17 protein-coding genes are annotated in these 23,431 nt (G+C 44.8%); 16 read left to right on the top strand and 1 reads right to left on the bottom strand.

Annotated features, from left to right (window positions below; translation table 11 throughout):
* Nucleotides 1-3 precede the first annotated feature (3 nt).
* The 12 genes from vsple_RS15845 to vsple_RS15790 all read left to right on the top strand — a co-directional run bounded on the left by vsple_RS15845 (nt 4) and on the right by vsple_RS15790 (nt 16,408).
* Complete coding sequence (locus vsple_RS15845) at nt 4-1,029, top strand: ABC transporter permease (RefSeq protein ID WP_255232646.1); 1,026 nt, start codon at nt 4-6, stop codon at nt 1,027-1,029.
* A gap of 8 nt (nt 1,030-1,037) precedes the next feature.
* Complete coding sequence (locus tag vsple_RS15840) at nt 1,038-2,636, top strand: ABC transporter ATP-binding protein (protein WP_420833816.1); 1,599 nt, start codon at nt 1,038-1,040, stop codon at nt 2,634-2,636.
* A gap of 373 nt (nt 2,637-3,009) precedes the next feature.
* Complete coding sequence (locus tag vsple_RS15835; protein ID WP_261883806.1) at nt 3,010-4,035, top strand: ABC transporter permease subunit; 1,026 nt, start codon at nt 3,010-3,012, stop codon at nt 4,033-4,035.
* Nucleotides 4,036-4,037: 2 nt separating this feature from the next.
* On the top strand, nt 4,038-5,096 hold the full coding sequence (locus vsple_RS15830; protein ID WP_261883805.1) for an ABC transporter permease: 1,059 nt from the start codon (nt 4,038-4,040) through the stop codon (nt 5,094-5,096).
* A 16-nt stretch (nt 5,097-5,112) separates the two neighbouring features.
* Nucleotides 5,113-6,936: an extracellular solute-binding protein gene (locus tag vsple_RS15825; RefSeq protein WP_261883804.1), complete on the top strand. Its 1,824-nt coding sequence runs from the start codon at nt 5,113-5,115 to the stop codon at nt 6,934-6,936.
* Nucleotides 6,937-6,949: 13 nt separating this feature from the next.
* Nucleotides 6,950-7,822 carry an ABC transporter ATP-binding protein gene (locus tag vsple_RS15820; protein WP_261883803.1) on the top strand — a complete coding sequence of 291 codons (873 nt, stop codon included), beginning with the start codon at nt 6,950-6,952 and terminating at the stop codon, nt 7,820-7,822.
* Nucleotides 7,822-8,655 (top strand): ABC transporter ATP-binding protein, encoded by an 834-nt coding sequence (locus tag vsple_RS15815; protein WP_261883802.1) that lies wholly within the window; start codon nt 7,822-7,824, stop codon nt 8,653-8,655. The genes vsple_RS15820 and vsple_RS15815 overlap by 1 nt, the downstream gene beginning before the upstream one ends.
* Before the next feature lie 34 nt (nt 8,656-8,689).
* Nucleotides 8,690-9,529, top strand: a complete 840-nt coding sequence (locus vsple_RS15810) for a hypothetical protein (protein ID WP_261883801.1) — start codon at nt 8,690-8,692, stop codon at nt 9,527-9,529.
* Nucleotides 9,530-9,594: 65 nt separating this feature from the next.
* Nucleotides 9,595-13,530, top strand: a complete 3,936-nt coding sequence (locus vsple_RS15805) for a zinc-dependent metalloprotease (protein ID WP_261883800.1) — start codon at nt 9,595-9,597, stop codon at nt 13,528-13,530.
* Nucleotides 13,531-13,789: 259 nt separating this feature from the next.
* Nucleotides 13,790-14,494, top strand: coding sequence for a response regulator (locus vsple_RS15800; RefSeq protein ID WP_032552380.1), 705 nt, complete (start codon nt 13,790-13,792; stop codon nt 14,492-14,494).
* A 15-nt stretch (nt 14,495-14,509) separates the two neighbouring features.
* The gene (locus tag vsple_RS15795; protein WP_261883799.1) at nt 14,510-15,799 is read left to right on the top strand and encodes an ATP-binding protein; all 1,290 of its coding nucleotides are present in this window, start codon (nt 14,510-14,512) and stop codon (nt 15,797-15,799) included.
* Nucleotides 15,800-15,877: 78 nt separating this feature from the next.
* Nucleotides 15,878-16,408, top strand: coding sequence for an RNA-binding S4 domain-containing protein (locus vsple_RS15790; protein ID WP_261883798.1), 531 nt, complete (start codon nt 15,878-15,880; stop codon nt 16,406-16,408).
* Between the two features lie 26 nt (nt 16,409-16,434).
* Here vsple_RS15790 and vsple_RS15785 read toward each other — a convergent pair whose 3' ends face one another.
* Entirely contained in the window at nt 16,435-16,686 is a 252-nt protein-coding gene (locus vsple_RS15785) for a hypothetical protein (RefSeq protein ID WP_261883797.1), read from the bottom strand.
* Between the two features lie 210 nt (nt 16,687-16,896).
* Here vsple_RS15785 and vsple_RS15780 point away from each other — a divergent pair, with 210 nt between their 5' ends.
* From vsple_RS15780 to vsple_RS15765, 4 genes are all read left to right on the top strand, one after another.
* Nucleotides 16,897-17,082 (top strand): hypothetical protein, encoded by a 186-nt coding sequence (locus vsple_RS15780; RefSeq protein WP_255232658.1) that lies wholly within the window; start codon nt 16,897-16,899, stop codon nt 17,080-17,082.
* Nucleotides 17,083-17,587: 505 nt separating this feature from the next.
* A complete protein-coding gene (locus vsple_RS15775) occupies nt 17,588-18,982 on the top strand; it encodes a TolC family protein (protein ID WP_261883796.1) in 1,395 nt (464 codons plus the stop codon).
* The gene (locus tag vsple_RS15770) at nt 18,979-20,256 is read left to right on the top strand and encodes an efflux RND transporter periplasmic adaptor subunit (RefSeq protein ID WP_261883795.1); all 1,278 of its coding nucleotides are present in this window, start codon (nt 18,979-18,981) and stop codon (nt 20,254-20,256) included. The genes vsple_RS15775 and vsple_RS15770 overlap by 4 nt, the downstream gene beginning before the upstream one ends.
* Before the next feature lies 1 nt (nt 20,257).
* Nucleotides 20,258-23,428: an efflux RND transporter permease subunit gene (locus vsple_RS15765; protein ID WP_261883794.1), complete on the top strand. Its 3,171-nt coding sequence runs from the start codon at nt 20,258-20,260 to the stop codon at nt 23,426-23,428.
* The last annotated feature ends 3 nt before the right edge of the window (nt 23,429-23,431 follow it).

Raw genomic sequence — 23,431 nt, 5'->3', positions numbered from 1 at the left:
TAAATGAAGTTTAAAAATCCTTTAGCAGAAGCAAGATGGTTAAGGTTTAAAGCCAATAAGCGCGGTTTTATCTCACTGTGGATCTTCTCCATTCTGTTTGTGTTGAGCCTGTTTGCAGAGATTATCGCCAACGACAAGCCTCTGTTGGTCTCCTACGATAATCAATGGTTCTTTCCGGTTGCGGCTGAATATGCAGAAACTGAGTTTGGTGGTGAGTTCGAAACCGAAGCGGATTATAAAGACCCTTATGTCATCGAACTGATTGAAGAGAAAGGCTACATGATCTGGCCTGTGATTCGCTTTAGCTACGACACCATTAACTTTGAAATCTCTGGGGCGGTGCCATCTCAGCCAGATTCAGTCAATTGGTTGGGTACGGATGATAAAGGGCGTGATGTATTAGCGCGGATTATCTACGGTTTTAGAATCTCGGTGCTGTTTGGTTTTGTACTGACTATAGTGTCGAGTGCCATTGGTGTGGCTGTTGGTGCCACACAAGGTTACTACGGTGGCTGGGTTGATCTGTTCGGGCAGCGCTTTATTGAAGTGTGGTCGGGGATGCCGACACTTTTCTTATTGATCATCCTATCTAGTTTTATTGAACCTAACTTCTGGTGGTTGCTCGGTATTATGGTGCTGTTTAGCTGGATGAGTTTAGTTGGGATTGTGCGAGCTGAGTTCTTACGTTGTCGCAATTTCGATTATGTGAGAGCGGCACAAGCCATGGGCGTTGAAGATAAGCGAATTATGCTTCGTCATATGCTACCCAACGCAATGGTGGCTTCGTTAACCATGATGCCATTCATTCTGTCTGGATCGGTGACTACGTTGACGTCACTTGATTTTCTAGGTTTTGGTCTGCCCGCAGGATCACCTTCTTTGGGGGAGTTGCTTGCTCAGGGCAAGGCTAACCTCCAAGCGCCGTGGCTTGGTATTTCCGCGTTTGTTGTATTATCGCTGATGCTGACACTGTTAGTGTTTGTTGGTGAAGCGGTTCGTGACGCATTCGACCCACATCAGCAGAGGTAACAATGACAATGAATAATACTGTTCTGACTATTGAAAACCTCTCTGTTGGTTTTGGTCGTAAAAATGCCATTGAACAGGTCACTCACAATGTTTCCTTGTCGATTAATAAAGGAGAAACATTAGCCTTGGTGGGCGAAAGTGGCTCTGGAAAATCGGTGACCGCTAACTCAGTGTTGAAGTTATTGCCAAAAGGTTCATCTCACTATCTTACTGGTCGAGTGAACTTTGCTGGTACCGATATTCTTAGCTGTTCCGATCGTGAGCTGCGCGGTATTCGTGGAGGGCGAATCGGTATGATTTTCCAAGAGCCAATGGTGTCTCTGAATCCACTGCATAAAGTGGGCAAGCAGCTGGTGGAAACCCTAGCGATTCATCGAGGAATGCGAACCAATAAAGCGCAAGCATTAGCAGTTGAATGGCTGTCTAAAGTCGGTATCCGCCACCCAGAGCAGAAGATCAATGCTTATCCACATGAACTGTCTGGGGGTGAACGCCAACGAGTCATGATTGCGATGGCTCTGATCAATGAGCCGGAGTTGTTAATTGCTGACGAACCGACCACGGCATTAGATGTGTCTGTACAAGCCCAGATACTGGACTTGCTCAAAGACCTTCAACAAGAGCTTGGTATGGCGATGCTGTTTATTACTCACGATTTGAGTATCGTACGCAAAATTGCCGACCGTGTTGCTGTGATGAAAGATGGTGAGTTAGTTGAAGAAGGTGAGTGCGCTTCGCTGTTTACTACACCAAAGCATCCGTATACCAAAAAGCTGATTGATTCTGATCCTAAAGGTTTGCCTGTCCCTGTGACAGCTGGTGCAAGTTCATTACTCAATGTTGAACAGCTCAAAGTGTGGTTTCCAATCACAGGTGGCTTGTTTAAACGCACCATCTCACACGTGAAAGCGGTCACCGATATGCAGTTTGACCTCAAGCAAGGTCACTCAATTGGATTGGTGGGTGAGAGTGGCTCGGGCAAGTCGACAACCGGTATGGCGATTTTGAAGCTGGTCGAGAGTGAAGGCTCAATCCAATACGATGGCAATCAAATCCAAGGGTTGAATCGTCAAGAGATGTTGACGTATCGCAGTCGAATGCAGGTAGTGTTTCAAGATCCGTTCTCAGCGCTGAATCCACGTATGTCGGTCGCGCAAGTAATCGGAGAGGGCTTACGAGTTCATCAAGAATTGGACGAAGCTGAACTTGACCAACGCATTTGTGAGGTAATGAAGGAAGTTGATTTAGACCCTGAAACGCGCTATCGCTACCCGAATGAATTTTCAGGTGGGCAGCGGCAGCGTATCGCAATTGCGCGAGCCTTAGTGCTTAAGCCAGAGTTTATTTTACTGGATGAGCCGACATCTTCTTTGGATAGAACGGTTCAAGCGCAAGTACTGGAGCTTCTGAAATCGCTGCAGGAAAAGTATCAGTTGACCTATCTGTTTATCAGTCATGATTTGAACGTCGTTAAATCACTTTGCCACTATACCATTGTGATGAAAGCGGGAGAGGTAATTGAGAAGGGCGAAACAGAACAGCTTTTTTCTAACCCTCAACATGAATACACCCAACAGTTGGTATCTTTGTCCAATGTAGGCACTTAACCACAACTCATTTGTCGCTTTTGTCTATCGAGCCCGATGCCTAAAATATCGGGCTTCTTCATCTATTCATTTCGACTTCTTTCAATTACTTAGCTCGCCAGTAAACCCATTCAAAGCCAACCAGGTTGACGAATACATAAGCTAGTTTTGTAGCTGACTCCTCAATTCTCAAATTCTTTGTTTGTAGATAAACAAGATGCAAACGTTTGGTTTGAGTTTTTGTTCTATCCTAACTAATTGATATATAGTGTTTTTACTCCTATTTTTCTTGCGGCTTTTGTAACCTTATGTACAAGAATGTAACCATTTGACTACGTTTTGTCATTAATTATATTGATGCTCAGTTGTTATAAATGGAGTTTGGCTAAATAAAATGGTTGCATATTTATTGAAGCGTTTCGCGTTAGTTGTACCGACGTTTCTAGGGATCACAATACTCATCTTCGCGATTACCCGCTTTGTGCCGGGTGGTCCGGTGGAGCGCATGCTCGCTAATATGCAGCCGCAAGGTGATGGCGCTTCGGCGAGCGCTGTGGTGGGCCAAAACTCCGCACTTTCAGAAGAACAGTTAGCAGACTTAAATAAGTTTTACGGTTTAGATAAACCCGTAACAGACGCTTACCTCGATTGGTTGTCACGCTTGATTCAATTCGATTTGGGTGAATCGACTCGTTACTACGAGCCAGTTACGGAGATGATCTTTGAGCGATTGCCAGTGTCTGCAATGTATGGTGGCATCACGTTCTTCATCAGCTACTTCATTTCGATCCCACTTGGTTACTACAAGGCGTTGAAGCATGGCAGTGTTTTTGACTCCGCCTCGTCAATCATGATTTTTGTTGGTTATGCACTACCAGGTTACGTAGTCGGTGTTCTGCTTATCACCTTGTTTAGCTACCACTTAGAGTGGTTCCCGATGGGTGGGTTTGTCGACGATGATTTTGATGATTTCACCACATTGTCAGAGCAGGTGACAGACATCCTCTGGCATGCAGTGCTGCCTCTAATTTGTTACTTAATTGGCGATTTCGCCACATTAACCATGACCATGAAAAATAACCTGATGGAGAACCTTTCATCGGATTACATTCGAACCGCGATTGCTAAAGGTCTGCCATTTAGACAAGCCATTCGTAAACATGCGCTTCGCAATAGCTTGATTCCGATTGCCAGCCACTTTGGTAACTCACTACTGTTTTTCATGACAGGCTCATTCTTGATTGAAGTGATCTTCGATATTAATGGCATCGGTCTGCTTGGTTATGAGTCGATTGTAGAGCGGGATTACCCAGTGGTCATGGGCATTGTTGCGATTAACGCATTGGTGCTGCTATTTGGCAATATTTTATCTGATGTGTGCGTTGCGCTTGTCGATCCTCGAGTGAAGTTTGGAGCGTAATCATGTCTGGATTAAATCTATTCACAATCAACCCGTTGACCAGAAAACAGATTAAACGCTTCAAAGAGATCAAGCGTGGCTACTGGTCACTTATGTTGTTGTCTACATTGTTGATTTTGTCTCTGTGTGCAGAAGTGCTGATCAATAGTAAAGCGCTCGTTGTGCGTTACCAAGGCGAGTACTTCTTCCCAATTTTTTCAGATGTGTATTCAGGCAGCACGTTTGGTTTGGACTACGCAGCAGAAACCAACTACCGCGATCTGCAGCAGAACTTTGAATATGAGAACAATGGTGACTTTGTGTTATTACCATTGGTCCCTTGGAATGCATTTGAGCAGGACTTTTCAGGCAACTTTCCACCTAACGCTCCAGATTTTGAATCGCAACACTACCTAGGCACCGACGTTATTGGTCGTGACATTCTTGCCCGTTTGGTTTACGGCTTTCGAACTGCGATGGGCTTTGCTTTGCTGACGATGAGCATCGCCTACGTCATTGGTGTCACGGTTGGCTGTGCAATGGGGTTCTTTGGTGGGAAATTCGATTTAGTCGTGCAAAGGCTGATTGAAACGTGGTCAATGGTGCCGTTCCTGTACGTAATTATGATTTTGGTTTCCATAGCGCAACCCACCTTTATGTTGTTCGTCCTGATCAACGTGGCATTCAGTTGGATGGGTATTACCTGGTACATGCGAACCATGACATACAAGGAGTCAGCGCGAGAATATGTGTTGGCTGCCAAAGCTTTAGGTGCTTCCACTGCAAGGATCATTTTCCACCATATCTTGCCCAATACCATGGTGATGATAGTGACGCTAGCACCTTTCACTATTGCTGCGAACATTACTGCTCTGACGGCGTTAGATTATCTGGGTCTTGGCCTTGTTCCTCCAACACCGAGTTGGGGAGAGCTGTTACAACAAGGGAAGTCGAACTTGGATTCACCTTGGATTGTCGTGTCTGTGGTAACAGCGATTGTTTCTGTGTTGGTCATGGTGACCTTCATTGGTGAGGCCATTCGTACCGCCTTCGACCCGAAAAAATACACTCTATATAGATAGAAACAAGGAAGTAATCATGTATAGATTTGCACTTATTTCACTGCTGTTCAGTGGTTTGGCTCAGGCAGCCACACTACCACATGACCTGCAATGGCACAGCAACTGGCAAGACCCTGTTTTTGCGTCGGACGAGGCTAAACGTGGCGGAACTCTGCGTAGTTACATGTTGAGCTTTCCACAAACTCTTCGCTCTGTCGGCCCTGACGCGAACTCGGGTATTCGCTTTTACATTATGGATGGCACGCCAAAGCTTGCGCAACGTCACCCAAATACGGGCAAGTGGATACCTCAACTTGCTGATGAGTGGGCGTTCTCGGATGACTACAAAACGGCTTACTTTAAGTTGAATCCAAAAGCCAAATGGTCTGATGGTGAAGCGGTAACGGCAGATGATTACCTGTTCATGCTGACGTACTACCGTTCTAAGGACATTATCGATCCTTGGTACAACGATTTCTTCAGAAACAGCATCGAAAATGTCGAGAAGTTCGATGACTACACCATCTCTATCACTGTCTCTGAGCCAAAGAGTAATGATGAGTTGATGGTGCTACTCAATACACCAAGCCACGGTTTGCAACCGCGCCCGCAACACTATTTTGCCAATATCAATGATCAAAATGGCGATGGTATGGACGACAACTTTGTTCGTAAATACAACTTTAAAGCTGAGCCAACGACGTCGCCTTACTACATATCTAAGGTCAATAAAGGTCGCAGTATTACCTTTCAACATGTAGGTGTCGATTGGTGGGGATACAGTAATAAGTATTATCAGAATCGTTTTAATGTCGACAAATTACGTATCAAGGTGATTCGCGACTCAGATATTGCACGTAAACACTTTGAGAAAGGTAAGTTGGACACCTTTGCTATGGTCCTTCCGCAAATGTGGCATGAGAAAACCGATTCAGAGCCCTTTACCAAAGGCTATATTCAAAAATTTTGGGGCTTCAACCAAACACCACAAGGTGCGGGTGGCTTGTGGATGAATACCTCAATGCCACTGTTGAATGATATCAACGTTCGTAAAGGGATCACTTTCGCTACTGACTTTGACGGTATGATCAAGAACGTACTTCGCGGTGACTACTCACGCAAGCCTCATGCTTTGGGCTTTGGTCACGGCGAATACGATCTGCCCGATGCGAAAGCGCCTGCGTTCGAACCAGAGTTGGCTATCGGTTATTTCGAAGCAGCTGGTTTCACCAACATTGGTCCTGATGGTATTCGAGTCAATAAAAACGGCGTGCGCCTCAGCTTTAAGATCACTTACGGTTACAACATCTGGACACCTCGTATTGCGTATCTCAAAGAGCAAGCCAAGCTAGCAGGTTTAGAGCTTAACTTGAACTTGGTCGATGGCTCGGCGGCATTCAAATACATCTTAGAGAAAAAGCATCAACTTGCATTTCTGAATATGGGGGGTGGTGAGCTTCCGGCATACAAAGAGTATTTCCACTCTATTAATGCAAACCGAGTTCAGACCAATAATCACACCAACTACAGTTCGCCAGAGTTGGATCGCAAGATTGAAGCATTCCAATCTGAATTCGATGCTGGAAAGAAATATCAACTTTCTAGAGAGATACAGAAAGCAATCTCAAACGCCTACGTCATTGTGCCGGGTTACATGGTGCCTTATACACGCGATGCACACTGGCGTTGGGTTAAGTTTCCAAACAACCCAATGACGAAGAAAACCGCTGCGATGTTCAACATTCTAGGCACCAGTAACTTCTGGATTGATACCGAATTAAAACAGCAGACTCAGTTGGCTTACAAAGAGGGCGAAACGTTCGAACCTGTCACTGTGATTGACGACCGTTACAGGCTATAGGGCGCAATATTCAATGAAGCAACAAACAGTACTAAAAGTACGCGATTTAGAGGTGGAATTCAGCACCGATGAAGGCGCAGTCAAGATCCTAAAAGGTGTCTCGTTTGACGTTAAAGCAGGCAGAACCTTGGGATTAGTAGGAGAGTCGGGCAGCGGCAAAAGCGTGACATCAATGTCGATCATGGGGTTGTTGCCTAAACCATACGGGCAGGTCACTGCGGGTGAAATTTGGTATCGCGAGACGGATCTAACCAAGATGGCGGAGCAGGATTTGTACCAAATGCGTGGTAATCGCATCTCAATCATCTTCCAAGATCCAATGACGGCGCTGAATCCGGTTCAAACTGTTGGTAACCAGTTAGTGGAAGTACTTGATCTACACCACCGCCAGATGTCTAAGGCTGAAAAGATAGACTACGCGATCGGCTTGCTAGAAAAAGTAAAAATTCCGATGCCTGAGCTCAGATTTCAAGAGTACCCACACAACCTTTCTGGTGGTATGAGGCAGCGAGTGATGATCGCAATGGCATTGGCTTGTAAGCCGGATGTGCTTATCTGTGATGAACCAACCACAGCCTTGGATGTGACAGTACAAGCCTCGATCCTCAAACTCATGAAAGAGCTACAGGAAGAGACGGGCATGGCGATGATTTTCATTACGCATGACTTAGGTGTGGTTGCTGAGATCTGTGATGACGTTGCGGTGATGTATGACGGGCGTATTGTTGAAAACGCAGATGTTTTTGAGCTCTTTGATTACCCGAAACATCCTTATACCAAGAGGTTACTTGGCTTGATTCCTGGTTTGGATTCAGAGCCAAAGCAAGCAATACAGATTGACCCTATTGATCTGTCACTTTTTCCTGAATACCAAGGGGCATCGTAATGGCAGAGATACTAAGAATTGAAGGGTTAAAACAGTATTACCTAACGGGTAAGGGGGTCTTCAAAAAAGGTTATGTGATCAAAGCCGTCGATGGCGTGTCGTTCAGTTTAGAACAAGGTCAAACCTTAGGACTTGTGGGTGAGTCTGGATGCGGAAAAAGCACACTTGGGCGTACCATCCTTAAGTTGTATGAACCGACGGAAGGCAAGATCTTCTTCGAGGGTAAAGAGATCACGTCTTTGAACTCAAAGCAGATGAGACCGCTTCGCCGCGAAATGCAGATTGTCTTTCAAGATCCATTAGAGTCGTTGAATCAAAGGCATACGGTTGGTGGCATCCTGGAAGAGCCTTATAAGATTCATGGTATCGGTACACCAGCAGAGCGAAAACAGTGGGTATTGGAACTGCTCGACAAGATAGGTTTGCCTCACACGGCGGTAAACCGTTATCCCCATGAGTTTTCCGGTGGTCAAAGGCAGCGCATTGGCATTGCTAGAGCCATTGCACTTAAACCAAAACTACTTATCTGTGATGAGTCAGTATCGGCGTTGGATGTATCAGTACAAGCTCAGATCTTGAATTTACTGCTCAAGATACAAAAAGAGATGAATTTGTCCATCATATTTATCTCACACGATTTGTCGGTGGTTAAACATATTTCAGACCACGTGGCGGTAATGAAAAAAGGGAAAATTGTCGAAATGGGAACTGCAAAAGAGGTCTATTCATCGCCAAAGAATGAATACACCAAAGAGTTATTATCCGCGATTCCTATTACGCACCCTTCACAAAGAATAAAAAACAGAACAACTCAGGCGGCGAATAACTATTAAAAAGAGAGACGGATTTAAATAGCAGAAGGACAGTATGAATAAAATAAAAGTATTGCCAATTCTATTGTTGGCAACGCCCTCGCTTGTGCTCGCAAATAACTTGCAAGATGAGTGGGTCGAGGGCGATGAAAAGAGCGCATGGTCAGGTTATGTGAGTGCAGATTACTCGCGTAATGGTTATGAGGATAGTGCCCACTTAGCGAATCGTTCAGCTTCTGCAACGGGCGTTTTGCGCTATGCCGTTTCTGATCAATCTCGGTTACAACTCGTGGTATCTGGCTATCACCAGCAAGATGGTGATGTATATGGTACACGAGGCCAGTTCTGGAATGACACCTCTTTGTCATGGGCTCGCAACGGATTGTTTAATCCGACCGAAGGATCCACGGTAAGTGGTGAGATTAGGGCGATATTTGCAACGTCAGAGTCTTCTAAAAGAAATGATCTGCAATTTGGAACACGTGTCAAATTGCGTTGGAGTGCTTCATTTGATGAGTGGTTAGAAGGTCTGACTTTAAGTAATACGGTACTGCTAAGAAAGAATTTCCATGAATACAAAACCGCTGGTGGATATCAAATGATTGAGTACCGACTGAGCAATCAATTTTCCGTGGATTATGCATTTGCAGACGACTTTTACTTCAATATTTTCTTAATGCCAAGGCAGTCCTGGAATTATCACGGTAACTCACTGGATCCAACCATTTTACATGGAGAAGAAATTGGCTATCAAATGACAGAAAGTATTTCGATGTCAGTTGGTATGACAAATAGTGTGGGTTATTACAACCCAGATAAAGGGCAAAATCCGCTTAATGATCTGATCGATTTAAAAAAGATGACCTATTACGCAGTGGTTAATTATCAGTTCTAGCGAGAGCTAATTAATAAAAACAATCGTTATTTACTAAACGATATAACTATAAATACAGGGACATTATGTTTAGAAAAGCAATAATTGCAGCAAGTATCGCAGCTGTACTCAGTGGGTGTGGGGCCGAGGATCGAGCCTATGACACCGTTGAAAGATCCGCAAAAGAGGTGACCGTTCAATCTCTAGATACAGAATCATTGTGGATGTACATGCCTTCAACAGGTGAAGCCCCGCGTTATGCGTTGACGCAGCGTGGTTTCTTTCAAGGCGACCCCAAATTAGTCAAGCTACGTTTTGACGAGACTAATGGTATATACGTTGAAGCGTTAGATCGCGACAAAGTTGACTCTTTAGCTCCGAGTCGTTGGGACTCAGAGATTAACCGCGTACCAGTACTGAAAATTCCAGGTGAGTTTAGACAGTATCGTTGTGCTGAAAATGGTTACGGAGAGTGTACCAACAAAGAAGAGGTCAACCATGATGAAAATGTCGACTGGACAACAGCGACACACTTCATTCCGGATTATGAAAACATCGAATCGCTATCAGAGGATACGCTTAGCACATGGTACACCGCGAGCAATGTATCAGAGAGTGCCGCTCCTCGTGTTATCTCATACGAATATAACCCAGAAGAGGGTGTAATTAACGTTGAGCTAGAGCGCACATTCACAGCGGACCCGGAAGATCAGTATGAATTTGGTGGTCTAGAAAATTTGTCGTTCAAGACTCGCTTTTTCTACTCTCTGGTTAAATTAGATAAGCTAGCGAGCTCAAACTACGAGCCCGTCTATTATCAAGGTCAAGACAGTGCTTACTACGGCTTTTTTAATGACAGCAAAGCGGTGAAAACGCACACAGGTGAAAGTGATGTTCAAGGTTCGCGCTTCGCTTACATCAACCGTTTTAACCCAAATCTTGAATCGATCGATTACTACCTAAGCGACAGTTATTTTGATGAAGGTAACGAAGTTTACCGTCAACTGACCATCGATACGATGAAAGAGGTTAATGAGTCTCTTGAAGGCACGGGTGTGCCGCCAATTAAGATTGTGAACACCGATAAAAAAGCGGGTATTCAATCGGGTGACTTACGCTACAACGTTTTCAATTTGATTGATGAACCAGTAGATAATGGCTTGTTGGGTTATGGTCCATCGGCAACGAACCCGCTAACGGGTGAGATCATTCATGCTCATGTTAACCAGTACTTAGGCGTTATTCGTACTACCACTCGTCGTTACTGGAATGACTTGGCGATGCGCTATAACCGTCAAGAGATCGCTAAATTCGTACCGAAAGAAAACAGTGCAGCAGACAGTGGTGAAACAGAGGGTGATACGGCATCTGTGGTTGCTGAGCGCACTGACGTCGATGTCTTTAATGACATGATTTCGACCGACCGAGGCCCCGAACAGTTCGTTCCACAACTAACCGAAAGTGAGATGGAATTTGTTGGTCAGGGCAAGTTCATTAATGAACTCCCAAAAGCTGACTTAAGCCATAAATTTGATGTAACTAACCAAGATGCAGCGCTAAAAGCATTTTACAAGCGTCAAGATATGCTGAAACGTTTCTCAGAGCAGAACGTCTACAGTGAAGATGCGATGTGGTTGAGTACTAATGCGAAGGGGTTGATCGCTGGTATCGACTACGCAGGTGGTGATTATTTTGCTGATGCTGAACAAAATACCATGAAAAAATGGAATGAGTTGAGCTTAGAGCAGCAAAAATTGGCGAGTGAAGCGATTTCAGAGCACATGTTTAAGTCGACATTGATTCACGAGCTAGGCCATAACTTAGGCTTACGCCACAACTTCATGGGATCTGTCGATAAAACGAACTTCTATACGACTGAAGAGTTAACGAAAAGCAAACTGGGTCACCACGACAAACCTGCAGCATACAGCTCGATCATGGACTACGGCGCATCAATTTTTGATGAACTGTTGGTCTTTGGTAAATATGATAAGGCTGCGCTTAAATTTGCTTATGCTCGTGAGATCGAAACCAATGAATTTGTCGGCGAATCAGTTCGTGATAAGACAGGCGCTCAAGTCCGTAAGACATACTCATTGGCAGAGTACGACCGACAAATGACCGAGGATTACAATGCTTATCCTACCGGTGTCATTGCTCATTTACGTGCGAATGCGGGTACAGAAGGTATCCCTGAGTTGGCAAGCTACCGCTTCTGTACCGATGAACACACAACGACAAGTCTAACGTGTGATCGCTTTGACGAAGGTACATCACTCACCGAGATTACAGAGTTCCGTATTCAGCGTTATTACGATAGCTACGAAACGGCGAACCGCCGCAACGGTCGTGATTGGTTCTCCCAGTATCACCAGTACGAATACTTCTGGCAACGTATGTATGAATTCCAGAAAATTCGAGACATCATAGAAAACGTCGGCGAAATCGATTTTGTTTTCGCACGTTACATTGGTGCTGACACTATCAATAACAAAGGTAGTGTGTTTAAAGAGATTGCAGGGAACAACTGCGTCGATTATCGCGGTAATATCGTACCACTAGACAATATGTCAGCAGGACTTCGTCCGATTTGTGACACATACAACGCAGCAAATCTAGCGGCTAATTTCTTCTTCGACGTACTCACAGCACCGGACAAAGTGTGTGAGCTTGAAGAGCTTAGCGGTGTCGAGGGAGTGCCGAACCGTTATCGTTTTGCAAAACTTTCTGACCTTTGGTTAACATACCAAACAGGTATGTCACCAAACCGAGACGTTCCAACGAGCTGTTATGATGAAGAGCTTGTTCAACTACTTAAGAACCAAGCTAACGAAATTGTGATGCGCTCTGAGACGCGTGATGGTCATATTTGGTCAAGTTTAAAGGCTAACAACCCGTACCAAACGGCGTCTAACTCAGTCGACCTTCTGGGTGTGTGGCCAGATAAACTGCTTGCTGCACAAATGTTGGTTCGTCGTGATTCACCTTATATTGCAACAGAGAACTCGAGTTTAGCTCTAATCGACCTTTCCGATAAGATTGGTGAGCTATATACGCACTTATCCGACCTAGCGGGTCGACCTGAAGCGCGTCAAGCGATCTTCGTTGATGGTAATGGTGATTATGTTGAAACTGTACTTCGTTACCAGCCGAGTCTAACTCAAACGATTGAAGCGGTACCTTCATACTTATGGCCAATGAAGCGCTACTTTGTGTTAGGTGGTGAAGATGCCTTCGAATATTGGACAGAGGGATCGCCACAAGACACTGTGGTTCCTTATTTCGCTACGCTGTTAGCGAATATAACCAAGTACAATCGTGCTAATGAATATGGCCTGAACGACTCTGTTGGCGGGCTAAGTGATTCGATTACAATTAACCTTGCAAACAGTGCGACAGCTGATCCAGATGGGATTAACTTCACTTGGAAAGGGGTCAACTACTCATTGAACTCACGTAACACGTTAGCCAATGCTGTCGCTTCACGTGCCTTATATCAAGATGAGCAAAAAGCCCGTGTTGAGAAGCTAAACAAATTACCATACCCAGTTCGAAACGCGCTCTCTGTATTCAAAAACACACGTGATCGAAATGAAGCCCGTATAATTGCGATAGGCGACAAAGATGCTTTGATTGCACTTCGAGACACGACGGGTTCTGCTAGATACAGAATTTACGACGACATGTTCGAGGCGTATGAAGAAGATGGTAGCAAATGTCTGCGATTTAAGGTTGATGGTGAATCTGAAGAAGATCACATGAAACGCAAGTGTAACCCTCTAGCTCACTTAGAAAATGCTCAAAACCGTGCGATTGGCAAGTTTGAGGATGACGAGTTGGACAAGCTGTTTGATGTGGCACAGGTTTTTGGCGACCAAATTGTGGAGAATAATAAAAGGTCTTTCAATGCATTACATAAAGAAGTGTACAACTACGACCCAGAAGAATTGAGACTTTGGAGTTCGAACGAGTATGTGACATATCGCCGTGCCTTCGAACAGTTTCCTCGTTACACAAAATAATTAGGAAGCAATAAATTAAGTCGTTAATTTGAGCCGGTTATTCTTTCTAGTCTAACCGGCTTTTTTATTCATCAAATTCATCCGTTATAGTGAAATTTTAGCTGCATTATCTGTTATTTATATGTTATACAGATAGTTCTATCATTTTCATGAAACCAAATTAATTTAAAAAAATCACAGCTATGTAAGAAGAATGTGCTGAATTCAAACTCAAGGAAGCGGTTCAAAAGGGTAGCAAGAGACACGGTAAGAAGGATTTATGACCAACCCTAAATTAGTGATCGTGGAAGACGATCCAGTCCTACGAGAAATGCTGCAAGAGTATTTCGAGAGCCAATCATTTGATGTTGTTACCATATCTGATGGGGCGACTGCCTGTGAGCAAATTTTAACAATCCAACCTGACATTGTACTTCTGGATCTAATGTTGCCAGAGGTTGATGGGCTGACCATTTGTCGTGAAATACGCAGCCAATTCAATGGCAAGATTCTGATCTTAACGGCCAGTGACGACGATTTTGACCATGTTGCGGCTTTGGAAACGGGTGCAGATGACTTTATCAGCAAACCTGTACGACAGCGTGTTTTGCTGGCAAGGGTGCGTATGTTGCTTCGTCGGACTCAAGATTTACAGCCAAATACCACGGGTAACGGCAATGAGCTGAGTTTTGGCAAGCTTTCCCTCAATAAAGCGACCAAATCATGTGTTCATGCAGGCCAAGATATTCCGATTGCCGAGAGTGAGTTTGAGCTACTTTGGTTATTGGCGTCTTCGCCGGAGCAGGTCTTGTCGCGCAACTACTTGACTCAGGAGATTCGAGGAATTGAATACGATGGTGTCGATCGCTTTATCGACAACAAAATCGTAATTCTTCGCAAGAAACTGAATGACATCACTATGCCACCGAAAAAGATCATTACGGTTCGCGGTAAAGGCTATCTATTTGTTCCTGAACGCTGGTAAAGGCGACTTTTCTTAATGAGAAGAATCTATTTTGAATACTTGGTGGGTCTGACGCTAATCTTTCTCATCAGTATCTATTCGTACGCTTTTGTCGTTTACAAGTTGGGTACCGACTATGAATACATCCTGCGCGATCATCAGGCAGAAGCTTATCAAGAGCTGATTAGCACGATTGCGACTGAGAAGGGAGTAGTTGAAACCGAGACCATTTTGACAAACTATGCGGAAAAAACGCGCCAAAACCTTCGTATCGTGGCGTTTGAAGCTGCACCTAAAATGGTTCAAAAAGCGTTTAATAATCCAGATGTAAACGTGTATTACCATGAAGAAGATTTTCTTTGGCTGCGTTTACCGGAGAGTCAAAATGTGTACGAGCTATCGGACAACAAAGAGTCTTTTCTGAGGAAAAAGATAAAGACCGAAAACCGATTCATTTGGGTGTTTGCCATCACTGGCTTTGCTTTTAGTGGTCTTTTCTTAGTGTGGCGAATCAAACGTCGTTTGAAGAATTTAGAATTGGTTACCGTTGCGTTTTCTAATGGCGAATTGATGCAGCGCGCCTCCGAGAAAAATAGCATTAAACTTGGTACGCTTAACCGCAGTTTTAACGTGATGGCGGATAAGATTCGCGACCTAATCAACAGCAATAAATCTCTGACCAATGCTGTTGCTCATGAGCTGAGAACACCGATTTTTCGTATTCAATGGCAAGCGGAGCTACTGAGTGATTTAGACCCTACGGACAAACAGTCGAAGGCAATCGCGCGCATTCTTGCTGATACCGAAGAGATGGAAGACATGGTCGATGAGCTGCTTTACTACTCGCGACTAGAGCGTGGTGGCTCCGAACTGCAGTTGCAGCCGGTTGATATGAATAACTGGCTGGATGAGCGATGTGCTATTTGGGAAAAAGAGACCACGCTTGATTTGGTCAAGGTGCCTCTTAAAGAGTCCGTACAATTGCATGTCGACCTCAAACTGTTTAATCGTGCTGTAGACAACATCGTCCGCAATGCATTTAAGTTCGCCGACTCTAAGATTGTTATTGAAATTTGGTCCAACGACGGGGAAGTTGTGGTTGAAGTGCATGATGATGGTAAAGGTGTTGAGTCAGAGCACTGGCCATTCTTGTTTGACCCTTTCTACAGCGCAAATGCTGCTAGGAATAAAGGTAAGACAGGGCATGGACTTGGCCTCGCGATTGTAAAGCAGGTGTGTGAACGTCATCAGGCCCAAGTGACCGTCGGAGAGAGCTATCTTGATGGCGCTTGCTTTGCTCTCTCATTCCCTCGTGTAGAAGGGTAAATAGATGATGGTTATTTTGTTGGTTTGCCATTACACTGCGCTGCATACGATAAAGAACATGTTTTAGGTAAGTTCATCATGGACCAAGAATACTACGAAGACGCTGATTACGATGAAGTGGATCAGTATGGCGAAGAAGGCGAAGAGATAGAGATTGAAGCGATTGGCGTTGATGTCTCATCACAACCTATCGAGCTATATAAAGTCTTTAAGATCGCTAACCTAGTTGGCGGTGGAGGTGAGGCCAAGCACGTGATTTCTGAAGGTTACGTTGCGGTAAATGGTGAGCTAGAAACTCGTAAGCGTCGCAAAATGTACGATGGCGACTTCTTTGAGTTCAACCAAGAGTACTACGTGGTTTGTTGTGATCAGCCTGTTCAAGAAGTGGCTGAGAAACCAAAGAAAAAAGAAGAGCCTAAACAGCATCACAAATCGAAACGTTCTTCTAAGCCGAAAAATAAGAGCGCTAATCAAGGCCAAAATTTGAGTGCTTCTGCCGAGCCGCGTAAGCAGAAAAACAAGTCCGCCAATAAACTTCAAGCTCAAAACGAAAAACCAAAGCCACAACGTGATGAGAAGAGCGGTCGTAACTCCATCGACTTCTTCTAATCAAATTTAGCTAACGCTATCTTAATTCAAACCCTACCTTTTTCAGATGTGAGGCTCGAAATCATCGCCTCACGTCTGATATCCAATATCTCATCAATCAATTTCTGTTTTGCGGTCAAGCCAAAGTGATTGGAATAGTTGTTGATCTGATTCACTTCTGAAGCCTGCAACTTATAAACCTGTTTCTTGAGGCGTGTTTTCGCTTCACTTTTGATCATGCCGCGTTGTTGTAGTAGTGCGATGATCTTGTTGTCTAAAGGGTGCTTTTCCTGTGACATATCTTTTCTTAATCAGAGGTTTAGTTAAACTTCGCAGGGTAATCTACAGGCGAGTTATGACAGATATGTGACGACCTAATGAATTGTCATTTGTAGCGAATTGTAGAGTCGGATCATGTATATACATCGAATATACGGTTCATATTGGCTCTCTGCTCTGGTGTGTCTTAGAATCGAACTAATCAAATCGAGTATCTAGGGTGTGCAGTGATGGCCACTAAGAAGAACAAAGCGAACGCTAAAGACAGCCAGTTAATCATTAGAATTAACAGTGAGTTAAAAGATAACTTTATTTCATTGTGTGATGACATGGATACCTCTGCTGCGCGTGAGATCAGGCGGTTCATTAAACGTTTCGTAGCAGAGCATGAGTCAGAAAACGAAAAGCCATCATAATCCATGAATCTTCTATTGGTTTATCTTCAAATACTGTACACACAAGTCATGAAACGCTTGTTTGTGGTGATGGATAGAATCCGCGATCAATACGTTGAAGCATTTCCATTATTTCCTATCAGAGGAAACAAATGTAAATCTTAGTGACAGTGTCACTTGGTTTATAACCAAAGAGCTTAATGTTCCCTCTCAGCATTAGGCTCTTTTTCTTTTCTAGCAGTATTAATACCAATCGTAGTAAATAATTGCTCATCCTAGCTTGTTAAAATGCTCGATAACTGCGTTAGAATTTTTGATTGTAGAATAACTACTTATCGAAACTCTCTGTTGCAGAAAAGCCGCCTTGTTCTCAAGCCTTTTTCCTGCGCTATTTTTGATCACCTATTTACTGTGATTGGTATAAACCTTTCAGCTAAACATTTTGTTTGTGAATATATTTAGGCGTTAACCCCTCCTTAACCCTGCTTGCTCTATCTTGGCCGCATCTAAGTGGGAGAGAGCACCAATGACGTTTCGATATTCAGTGCTTGCGATAATGCTATCCGGTCTTATGGGTTGTGCGACAACCAGTGAAGCCGACTTTTCAACGCAGGCCACAGAGCAACAAAATAAGTCCATTCAGCAGTTACTTAATCGAGTAGAAACAGCTGGTGAAGAGCAGACACAACAAACAACGACCTTAATTACCGATCTCGTTAATGTACCTGAGCTAGAGCAGTACCTGACGACTGCGTTTAGCGCGAACCCAAGTCTTCAGCAGAGCATTGTGGCTCTCAAGATCGCCTATGCCCAAGAGGGGTTGAGTTTTGCTGACCAATTGCCAATGGTGAATGCCAATTTTTCAGGTGAAAAAACAGAAGACAGTGACGAGAGTTACAACGCTGATGTCACGGTGAGTTGGGAACTAGACCTATGGCAACGCCTTGCTGATGTGAGCGCTGCATCTAGAAAAGATGTTGCGGCATCTCAGGCTAGCTTACAAAACGCGACCAACCTTCTTGCTGCAAACATTATGCGTGGCTGGCTAGAGATCAGTGTTAATCAACAGTTGTTAGATATTGAGCAGCGCCGTTTAGCGATTCTTGAAAACAACGAAACTTTAGTATTAGACCGCTATCAAGTCGGCTTAGGTACACTTGAAGAGCTCGACAATGCAAAGACAAGCACAGCCTCTACTCGTGCGACTGTGGCTCAATATCAAGAAAACTTGGCGCAGAGCAAACGAAGCCTGCTGCTGTTAACGGGTGAGTTGAATACTAAGGTTACTGACGTCAATGTCGTTCAAGCGTTTCCTGATGTTCTCAATCCACTTGAAAACATGTCGGTTCAAAACCTAGCAGGTCGTCCAGATCTTCAACAAGCCTTCTTCAATATTGAAGCCGAGAGTTTGAGAACCGATGCTGCTTATAAAGCGATGCTGCCATCGTTCAGTCTTTCTGCGAGCTTAAAAGACATGGCTGAAACACCAAGTGAAGCCTTGTTTGCCAACCCTTTGTGGAGTGCGTTAGGACAGGTATCTGCACCGCTATTCCAAGGTGGTCGTCTGAAAACCAATGCCGAGATTGCTGAACTCACGACAGAGCAAAGTTACTGGGCTTACCAAGAAACCTTGCTAACCGCTGTGAATGAGGTGGAAAACGCGATTGGGCAAGAAGGCTCATTGGCGGATCAGCAACAGCACCTACAAGCGTCGCTATCGAGTGCTAAACGAAGTGTGGTGAGCTACGAAGAGAAATACCGTCAAGGGCTGGTGGATATCTTCGATTTATTGACCGTTCAGCAGCAAGCCTATGACGTCGAGTCTCAACTCACCAATACCACATACCAACGTCTACTTAACCGAATTGATTTAGGCTTAGCACTGGGCCTAGGTGTCGAAAATCTAGGAAACAAAGCATGAAAAGCACATTAAAAAAGAATGCAATTACGTTCGCTATCACAGTCGCGGCTGCGGGCTCTATTTTTGCTGTAGTTGCGTACAACGGCAGCCAAATGGCTCAGGCCGCTCAAGCGCAGCCACAAACTAAACTCGATATTGCTGGTGAACAACCGTTGGATACACGTTCACTTCCTCAGGTTGCGGTTCAGTTAACGGACGCAGCCAGCTATCGTGCTGAAGTGGTGGGCTATGGCGAAACAAAACCCCGCTACGAGCTTGCCTTTGCAAGTGAAGTGAGCGGTCGTGTTGAGTGGTTGTCTGGTAGTTTTGAAGCAGGCTCTACCGTGAAAGAAGGTGAGCTGTTGGCTAAGATCGACACAACAAGCTACCAGCAAGCCCTGACTCAAGCGAAGTCAGATGTTGCAACCGCAACCCAAGAATTACTGGAAGAACAGAGACAAGGCGAACAGGCTCGCTCTGAATGGGAGCGTTCTGGTTTAACTGGAGAACCGAGCTCTCCACTTGTGCTTCGCGAACCTCAGCTAGCGAGTGCGCAAGCTAAACTAGCGAATGCTAAGCAAGCCTTGGTGAAAGCGCAGCAAGACTTATCGAATACTGAAGTTCGAGCACCTTTTGATAGCGTTGTCGTCAGTCGTGATATTCAGCCCGGCAGTTATCTAAACGCGGGAAGTAGCGTTGCGACGCTATACAGCACCGACCGTATTGAAATCGAAATTCCTTTATCAGAACAACAGTGGGCGAACCTGCCAAAAGCAACGAAAGAAGGCAACCAACAAGGCAACGTCACTTGGAACGCGACCATTACCGACAGCACTGGTGCTTTTGAATGGCAAGCCGAGGTCAAGCGTAGTTATCAATATGTCGCACAGAACACACGTCAGCGTTCAGTCGTATTGGTTGTCGATAATCCGCTTGAACAAACTCAACCACTTTTCCCAGGTACCTTTGTCACCGCGACCATCTCGGGTGCTGAAGTAGATAATTTATGGCAACTGCCTGCCTCTGCTTTGTCGCAGCAAGGTGACATTTGGACTGTTGATTCACAAGGTATGCTAACTAAGTCACCAGCCGCCACCATGTTTGAGCGCAACGAACATATCTATGTTGAACCCGTTAACAGTGAAACCGCAGTGCAAGTGGTGATGCGTCCACTAAGCAATTTTAAGGTGGGTATGAAGGTCATTCCAACGGTTGCTGAAGAGAACAGTGACATTCAAATGGTTGAACGTAACTTAGATTCAGCCTCAGATCGTACCATGTCAGAGGAGGGCTAATATGAGTTCGTTACCTTCAGCCGACCAGCAATCAGCGTATAAGCCTAAAGGCATCATCGCGTGGTTTGCCCAAAACTCAGTAGCGGCAAATCTTCTGATGTTGGGCGTTATCATGGTTGGCTTGTTCTCGGTTAATAGCTTACGTAAAGAGGCATTCCCAAGCTTAGAACCTGACGTCGTCACGGTGTCTGTGACCTACGATAGTGGTGACCCCGTTCAAGCGGAAGAGGGGATCGCCATGAAGATCGAAGAGGCACTTGAAACGGTATCAGGCATTAAGCATATAACGTCGACTTCTGACTCTTCAGGCAGCCACGTTTCTATCGAGAAAGAGACCAATTACGACCTCAGTACGTTGCTCGATGACGTGAAAACCAAGGTTGATGCAATTAACAATCTGCCAGTCGAAGCGGATAACCCAGTTATCGACAAAGCGCGAATGCAAGAACACGCACTGTGGGTTCAGCTCTATGGCGATACAGACCGCGCTACCTTGCAGGACCTTGCAGAGCAGCTAAAAGCGGATTTACTGAGTCAAAGTCAGATTCGTGATTTAGAAATTAAGGCTAAGATCGATCCAATGATCTCTGTTGAGGTTAATGAGGCCAAACTGCAAGCTTACAATCTAACGCTAACGGATGTTTCTAACGCAATCAATGCAGAATCATCAACTAGCATAGCGACAAGCTTACGCAATGGCGATAAAACGGTTCGTCTTAAAGTGTCGGATCAGGCGTACGAACTGCAAGACTTTAGAGCGATCCCTATCTTGAACACCGCCAATGGTGGCCAGATCGTACTTGGCGATATTGCTAAAGTCAGTGATGTGTTTGAAGAGGATACCTTCAGCCTGTCTCGTTACAACCAGCAGAACTCGATGGGCATTCAGATTGTAATGGATGAATACAGTGATGTTATCAGCATCGTTGAACAGGCCGAACAAGTCGTTGAAACGTGGAAATCAAGTAACTTACTGCCAGAGAACGTTGAAATAGAGAGTTGGTACGACAAAAGCACGCTGATTAAAGAACGACTGTCTCTACTAGCGAAAAATGCTCTAACCGGTATCGCCTTAGTATTCATTGTCTTGGCTCTGTTTCTTAACATCCGAGTTGCGTTCTGGGTAGCGGCGAGCCTGCCATTTGTATTCTGTGGCACTCTGTTCTTTATGACCGATTCATTTATGGGTCTCACAATCAATGAGATGACCACATTCGGCTTCATCATGGCACTCGGGATTGTGGTCGATGATGCGGTAGTTGTCGGAGAAAGCATTTACTCGACGCGCAGAGCAGAAGGGGACTCATTAAAGAGTACGATTGTAGGTACGCATAAAGTGGCAGCACCAACCATATTTGGTGTGCTGACTACCGTGGTTGCATTTGTTTCGATTGCCATGGTTGAAGGCAAAATGGGACAAATCTATGCTCAGTTTGCGACCGTTGTTGCCATCTGCTTAATGCTCTCTTTGGTTGAGTCTAAACTGATCTTGCCGTCTCATTTGGCCCATGTGAATACTCAACGTTCAGATAAAAAGGGGATTTGGAATCGCATTCAACAAGGCGCTGATAACGGTTTAGAATGGGTGAACAACCAGGTTTACAAGCGATTGATTAAACAAGCATTGAACTTCCGATATGCGGTCGTGCTCGGTTTCATCTCGTTATTCATTCTGGTTATCGGGATGCCATTTACCGGTAGCGTACGGGTTGCCTTCTTCCCAGATATTGCTGGCGACACTGTGACCGCTGAAATCAGCATGTATAACGATAGTAGCTTTAGCCAAACGCAAACTAACCTGCTGCAGTTAGAAGCGAATGCTTTGGAAGTGGACAAACAATTGCGAGCCATTCATGGTGGTGAGTCGGGCATTTCAAGCGTACAAGTGATCGCAGAGGAAGATAAGTCGGGCAAAGTGACGATTGAACTGGACGGTGAAGCGACCTATGACTCTAACGAATTTGCTGACGTGTGGTTGGCAAACTCTGAAAATATGGAAGGCGTCAAAAAGCTCAAAGTTCTATCAATGATGGAGATGGTAGATGCGTTTAAAGCCGAGCTGAAAGCCAACGACGAAGAGTTATTGAAAGAAGCCGCGAACAAACTTAAAGCCGAGTTGCAAACAGTGGCTGGAGTTAGCGGCATTGACGATAACTTGGACTTGGGTGAACCTCAGTATCGCTTTGAATTGACGGATCAAGGCCGAGCGTTAGGTATGGATACCGCAACGCTAGCGCAACAAGTGTTGCAATCATTTGGTGGCGATATTGTTCAGCGTTTTCAGCGCGGCAAAGACGAAGTGAAAGTCCGTGTTCGTTATCCAGAAGAAGATCGCCAAACACTTGCGGATATTGGTGCGTCAAAAGTGAGAACGCTAGATGGTACGGTTGTTCCATTGACGACGGTTGCTAAGGTCTACTCGGATTACCAACAGTCTGAAATTACCCGTATCGATAACCAGCGTGCGGTGTATATTACGGCAGTGGTCGACAAAGATCAGGTCGCATCGAACGAGCTTGTCGCTCGGCTGAAAAACAGCATAGTCAAAGAGCTCAATGCAGACTATCCGACGGTGAAAATTGACTTTACTGGTGAAGCAGAGCAGCAACAAGAGTCTACGGACTCTATGCAATCGACCTTTGTTTTAGCGCTTATAATGATCTTTGCGTTGTTGTCTATTCCCTTGAAATCGTACATGCAGCCATTGATCATCATGGTCGCGATTCCATTTGGTATTGTTGGCGCCATTTTAGGGCACTGGTTGAACGACCTGACGCTGAGTATCTTGTCACTAAACGGGATCTTGGCACTAAGCGGTGTGGTGGTGAATGACAGCTTACTGTTGGTCTCACGATTCAATGAACTGATCAAAGATAAGTCATTGAGTGTCAAAGAAGCGATCCAGCATGCATGTACAGGGCGTTTACGCGCAGTATTGCTGACCTCTGTCACTACGTTTGCTGGCTTGGCGCCACTGTTGAGTGAAACTTCTATGCAGGCACAGTTTCTAATTCCAGCAGCAGCGGCTCTTGGTTACGGTATTTTGTTTGCGACTGTTATCACTCTGGTTCTAACACCATCACTGCTAATGATTCAAAATGATGCCAATACGCTGATTAGCAAGATAAAACAGAAGCTTTTTAAAACTGAAAATCAGCTAGAGCTGGCGTAATCA

It is taken from the genome of Vibrio pelagius, assembly GCF_024347575.1.
GTDB lineage: Bacteria > Pseudomonadota > Gammaproteobacteria > Enterobacterales > Vibrionaceae > Vibrio > Vibrio pelagius.
The sequence above is the reverse complement of the archived record's forward strand: the minus strand, read 5'-3'. Positions and strand labels throughout refer to the sequence as shown.

What these genes read in the sequence shown, in the direction of transcription:
- vsple_RS15845 (WP_255232646.1), top strand. Translation starts at nt 4, where the DNA reads ATGAAGTTTAAAAATCCTTTAGCAGAAGCAAGATGGTTAAGGTTTAAA.
- vsple_RS15840 (WP_420833816.1), top strand. Translation starts at nt 1,038, where the DNA reads ATGAATAATACTGTTCTGACTATTGAAAACCTCTCTGTTGGTTTTGGT.
- vsple_RS15835 (WP_261883806.1), top strand. Translation starts at nt 3,010, where the DNA reads ATGGTTGCATATTTATTGAAGCGTTTCGCGTTAGTTGTACCGACGTTT.
- vsple_RS15830 (WP_261883805.1), top strand. Translation starts at nt 4,038, where the DNA reads ATGTCTGGATTAAATCTATTCACAATCAACCCGTTGACCAGAAAACAG.
- vsple_RS15825 (WP_261883804.1), top strand. Translation starts at nt 5,113, where the DNA reads ATGTATAGATTTGCACTTATTTCACTGCTGTTCAGTGGTTTGGCTCAG.
- vsple_RS15820 (WP_261883803.1), top strand. Translation starts at nt 6,950, where the DNA reads ATGAAGCAACAAACAGTACTAAAAGTACGCGATTTAGAGGTGGAATTC.
- vsple_RS15815 (WP_261883802.1), top strand. Translation starts at nt 7,822, where the DNA reads ATGGCAGAGATACTAAGAATTGAAGGGTTAAAACAGTATTACCTAACG.
- vsple_RS15810 (WP_261883801.1), top strand. Translation starts at nt 8,690, where the DNA reads ATGAATAAAATAAAAGTATTGCCAATTCTATTGTTGGCAACGCCCTCG.
- vsple_RS15805 (WP_261883800.1), top strand. Translation starts at nt 9,595, where the DNA reads ATGTTTAGAAAAGCAATAATTGCAGCAAGTATCGCAGCTGTACTCAGT.
- vsple_RS15800 (WP_032552380.1), top strand. Translation starts at nt 13,790, where the DNA reads ATGACCAACCCTAAATTAGTGATCGTGGAAGACGATCCAGTCCTACGA.
- vsple_RS15795 (WP_261883799.1), top strand. Translation starts at nt 14,510, where the DNA reads ATGAGAAGAATCTATTTTGAATACTTGGTGGGTCTGACGCTAATCTTT.
- vsple_RS15790 (WP_261883798.1), top strand. Translation starts at nt 15,878, where the DNA reads ATGGACCAAGAATACTACGAAGACGCTGATTACGATGAAGTGGATCAG.
- vsple_RS15785 (WP_261883797.1), bottom strand. Translation starts at nt 16,686, where the DNA reads ATGTCACAGGAAAAGCACCCTTTAGACAACAAGATCATCGCACTACTA.
- vsple_RS15780 (WP_255232658.1), top strand. Translation starts at nt 16,897, where the DNA reads ATGGCCACTAAGAAGAACAAAGCGAACGCTAAAGACAGCCAGTTAATC.
- vsple_RS15775 (WP_261883796.1), top strand. Translation starts at nt 17,588, where the DNA reads ATGACGTTTCGATATTCAGTGCTTGCGATAATGCTATCCGGTCTTATG.
- vsple_RS15770 (WP_261883795.1), top strand. Translation starts at nt 18,979, where the DNA reads ATGAAAAGCACATTAAAAAAGAATGCAATTACGTTCGCTATCACAGTC.
- vsple_RS15765 (WP_261883794.1), top strand. Translation starts at nt 20,258, where the DNA reads ATGAGTTCGTTACCTTCAGCCGACCAGCAATCAGCGTATAAGCCTAAA.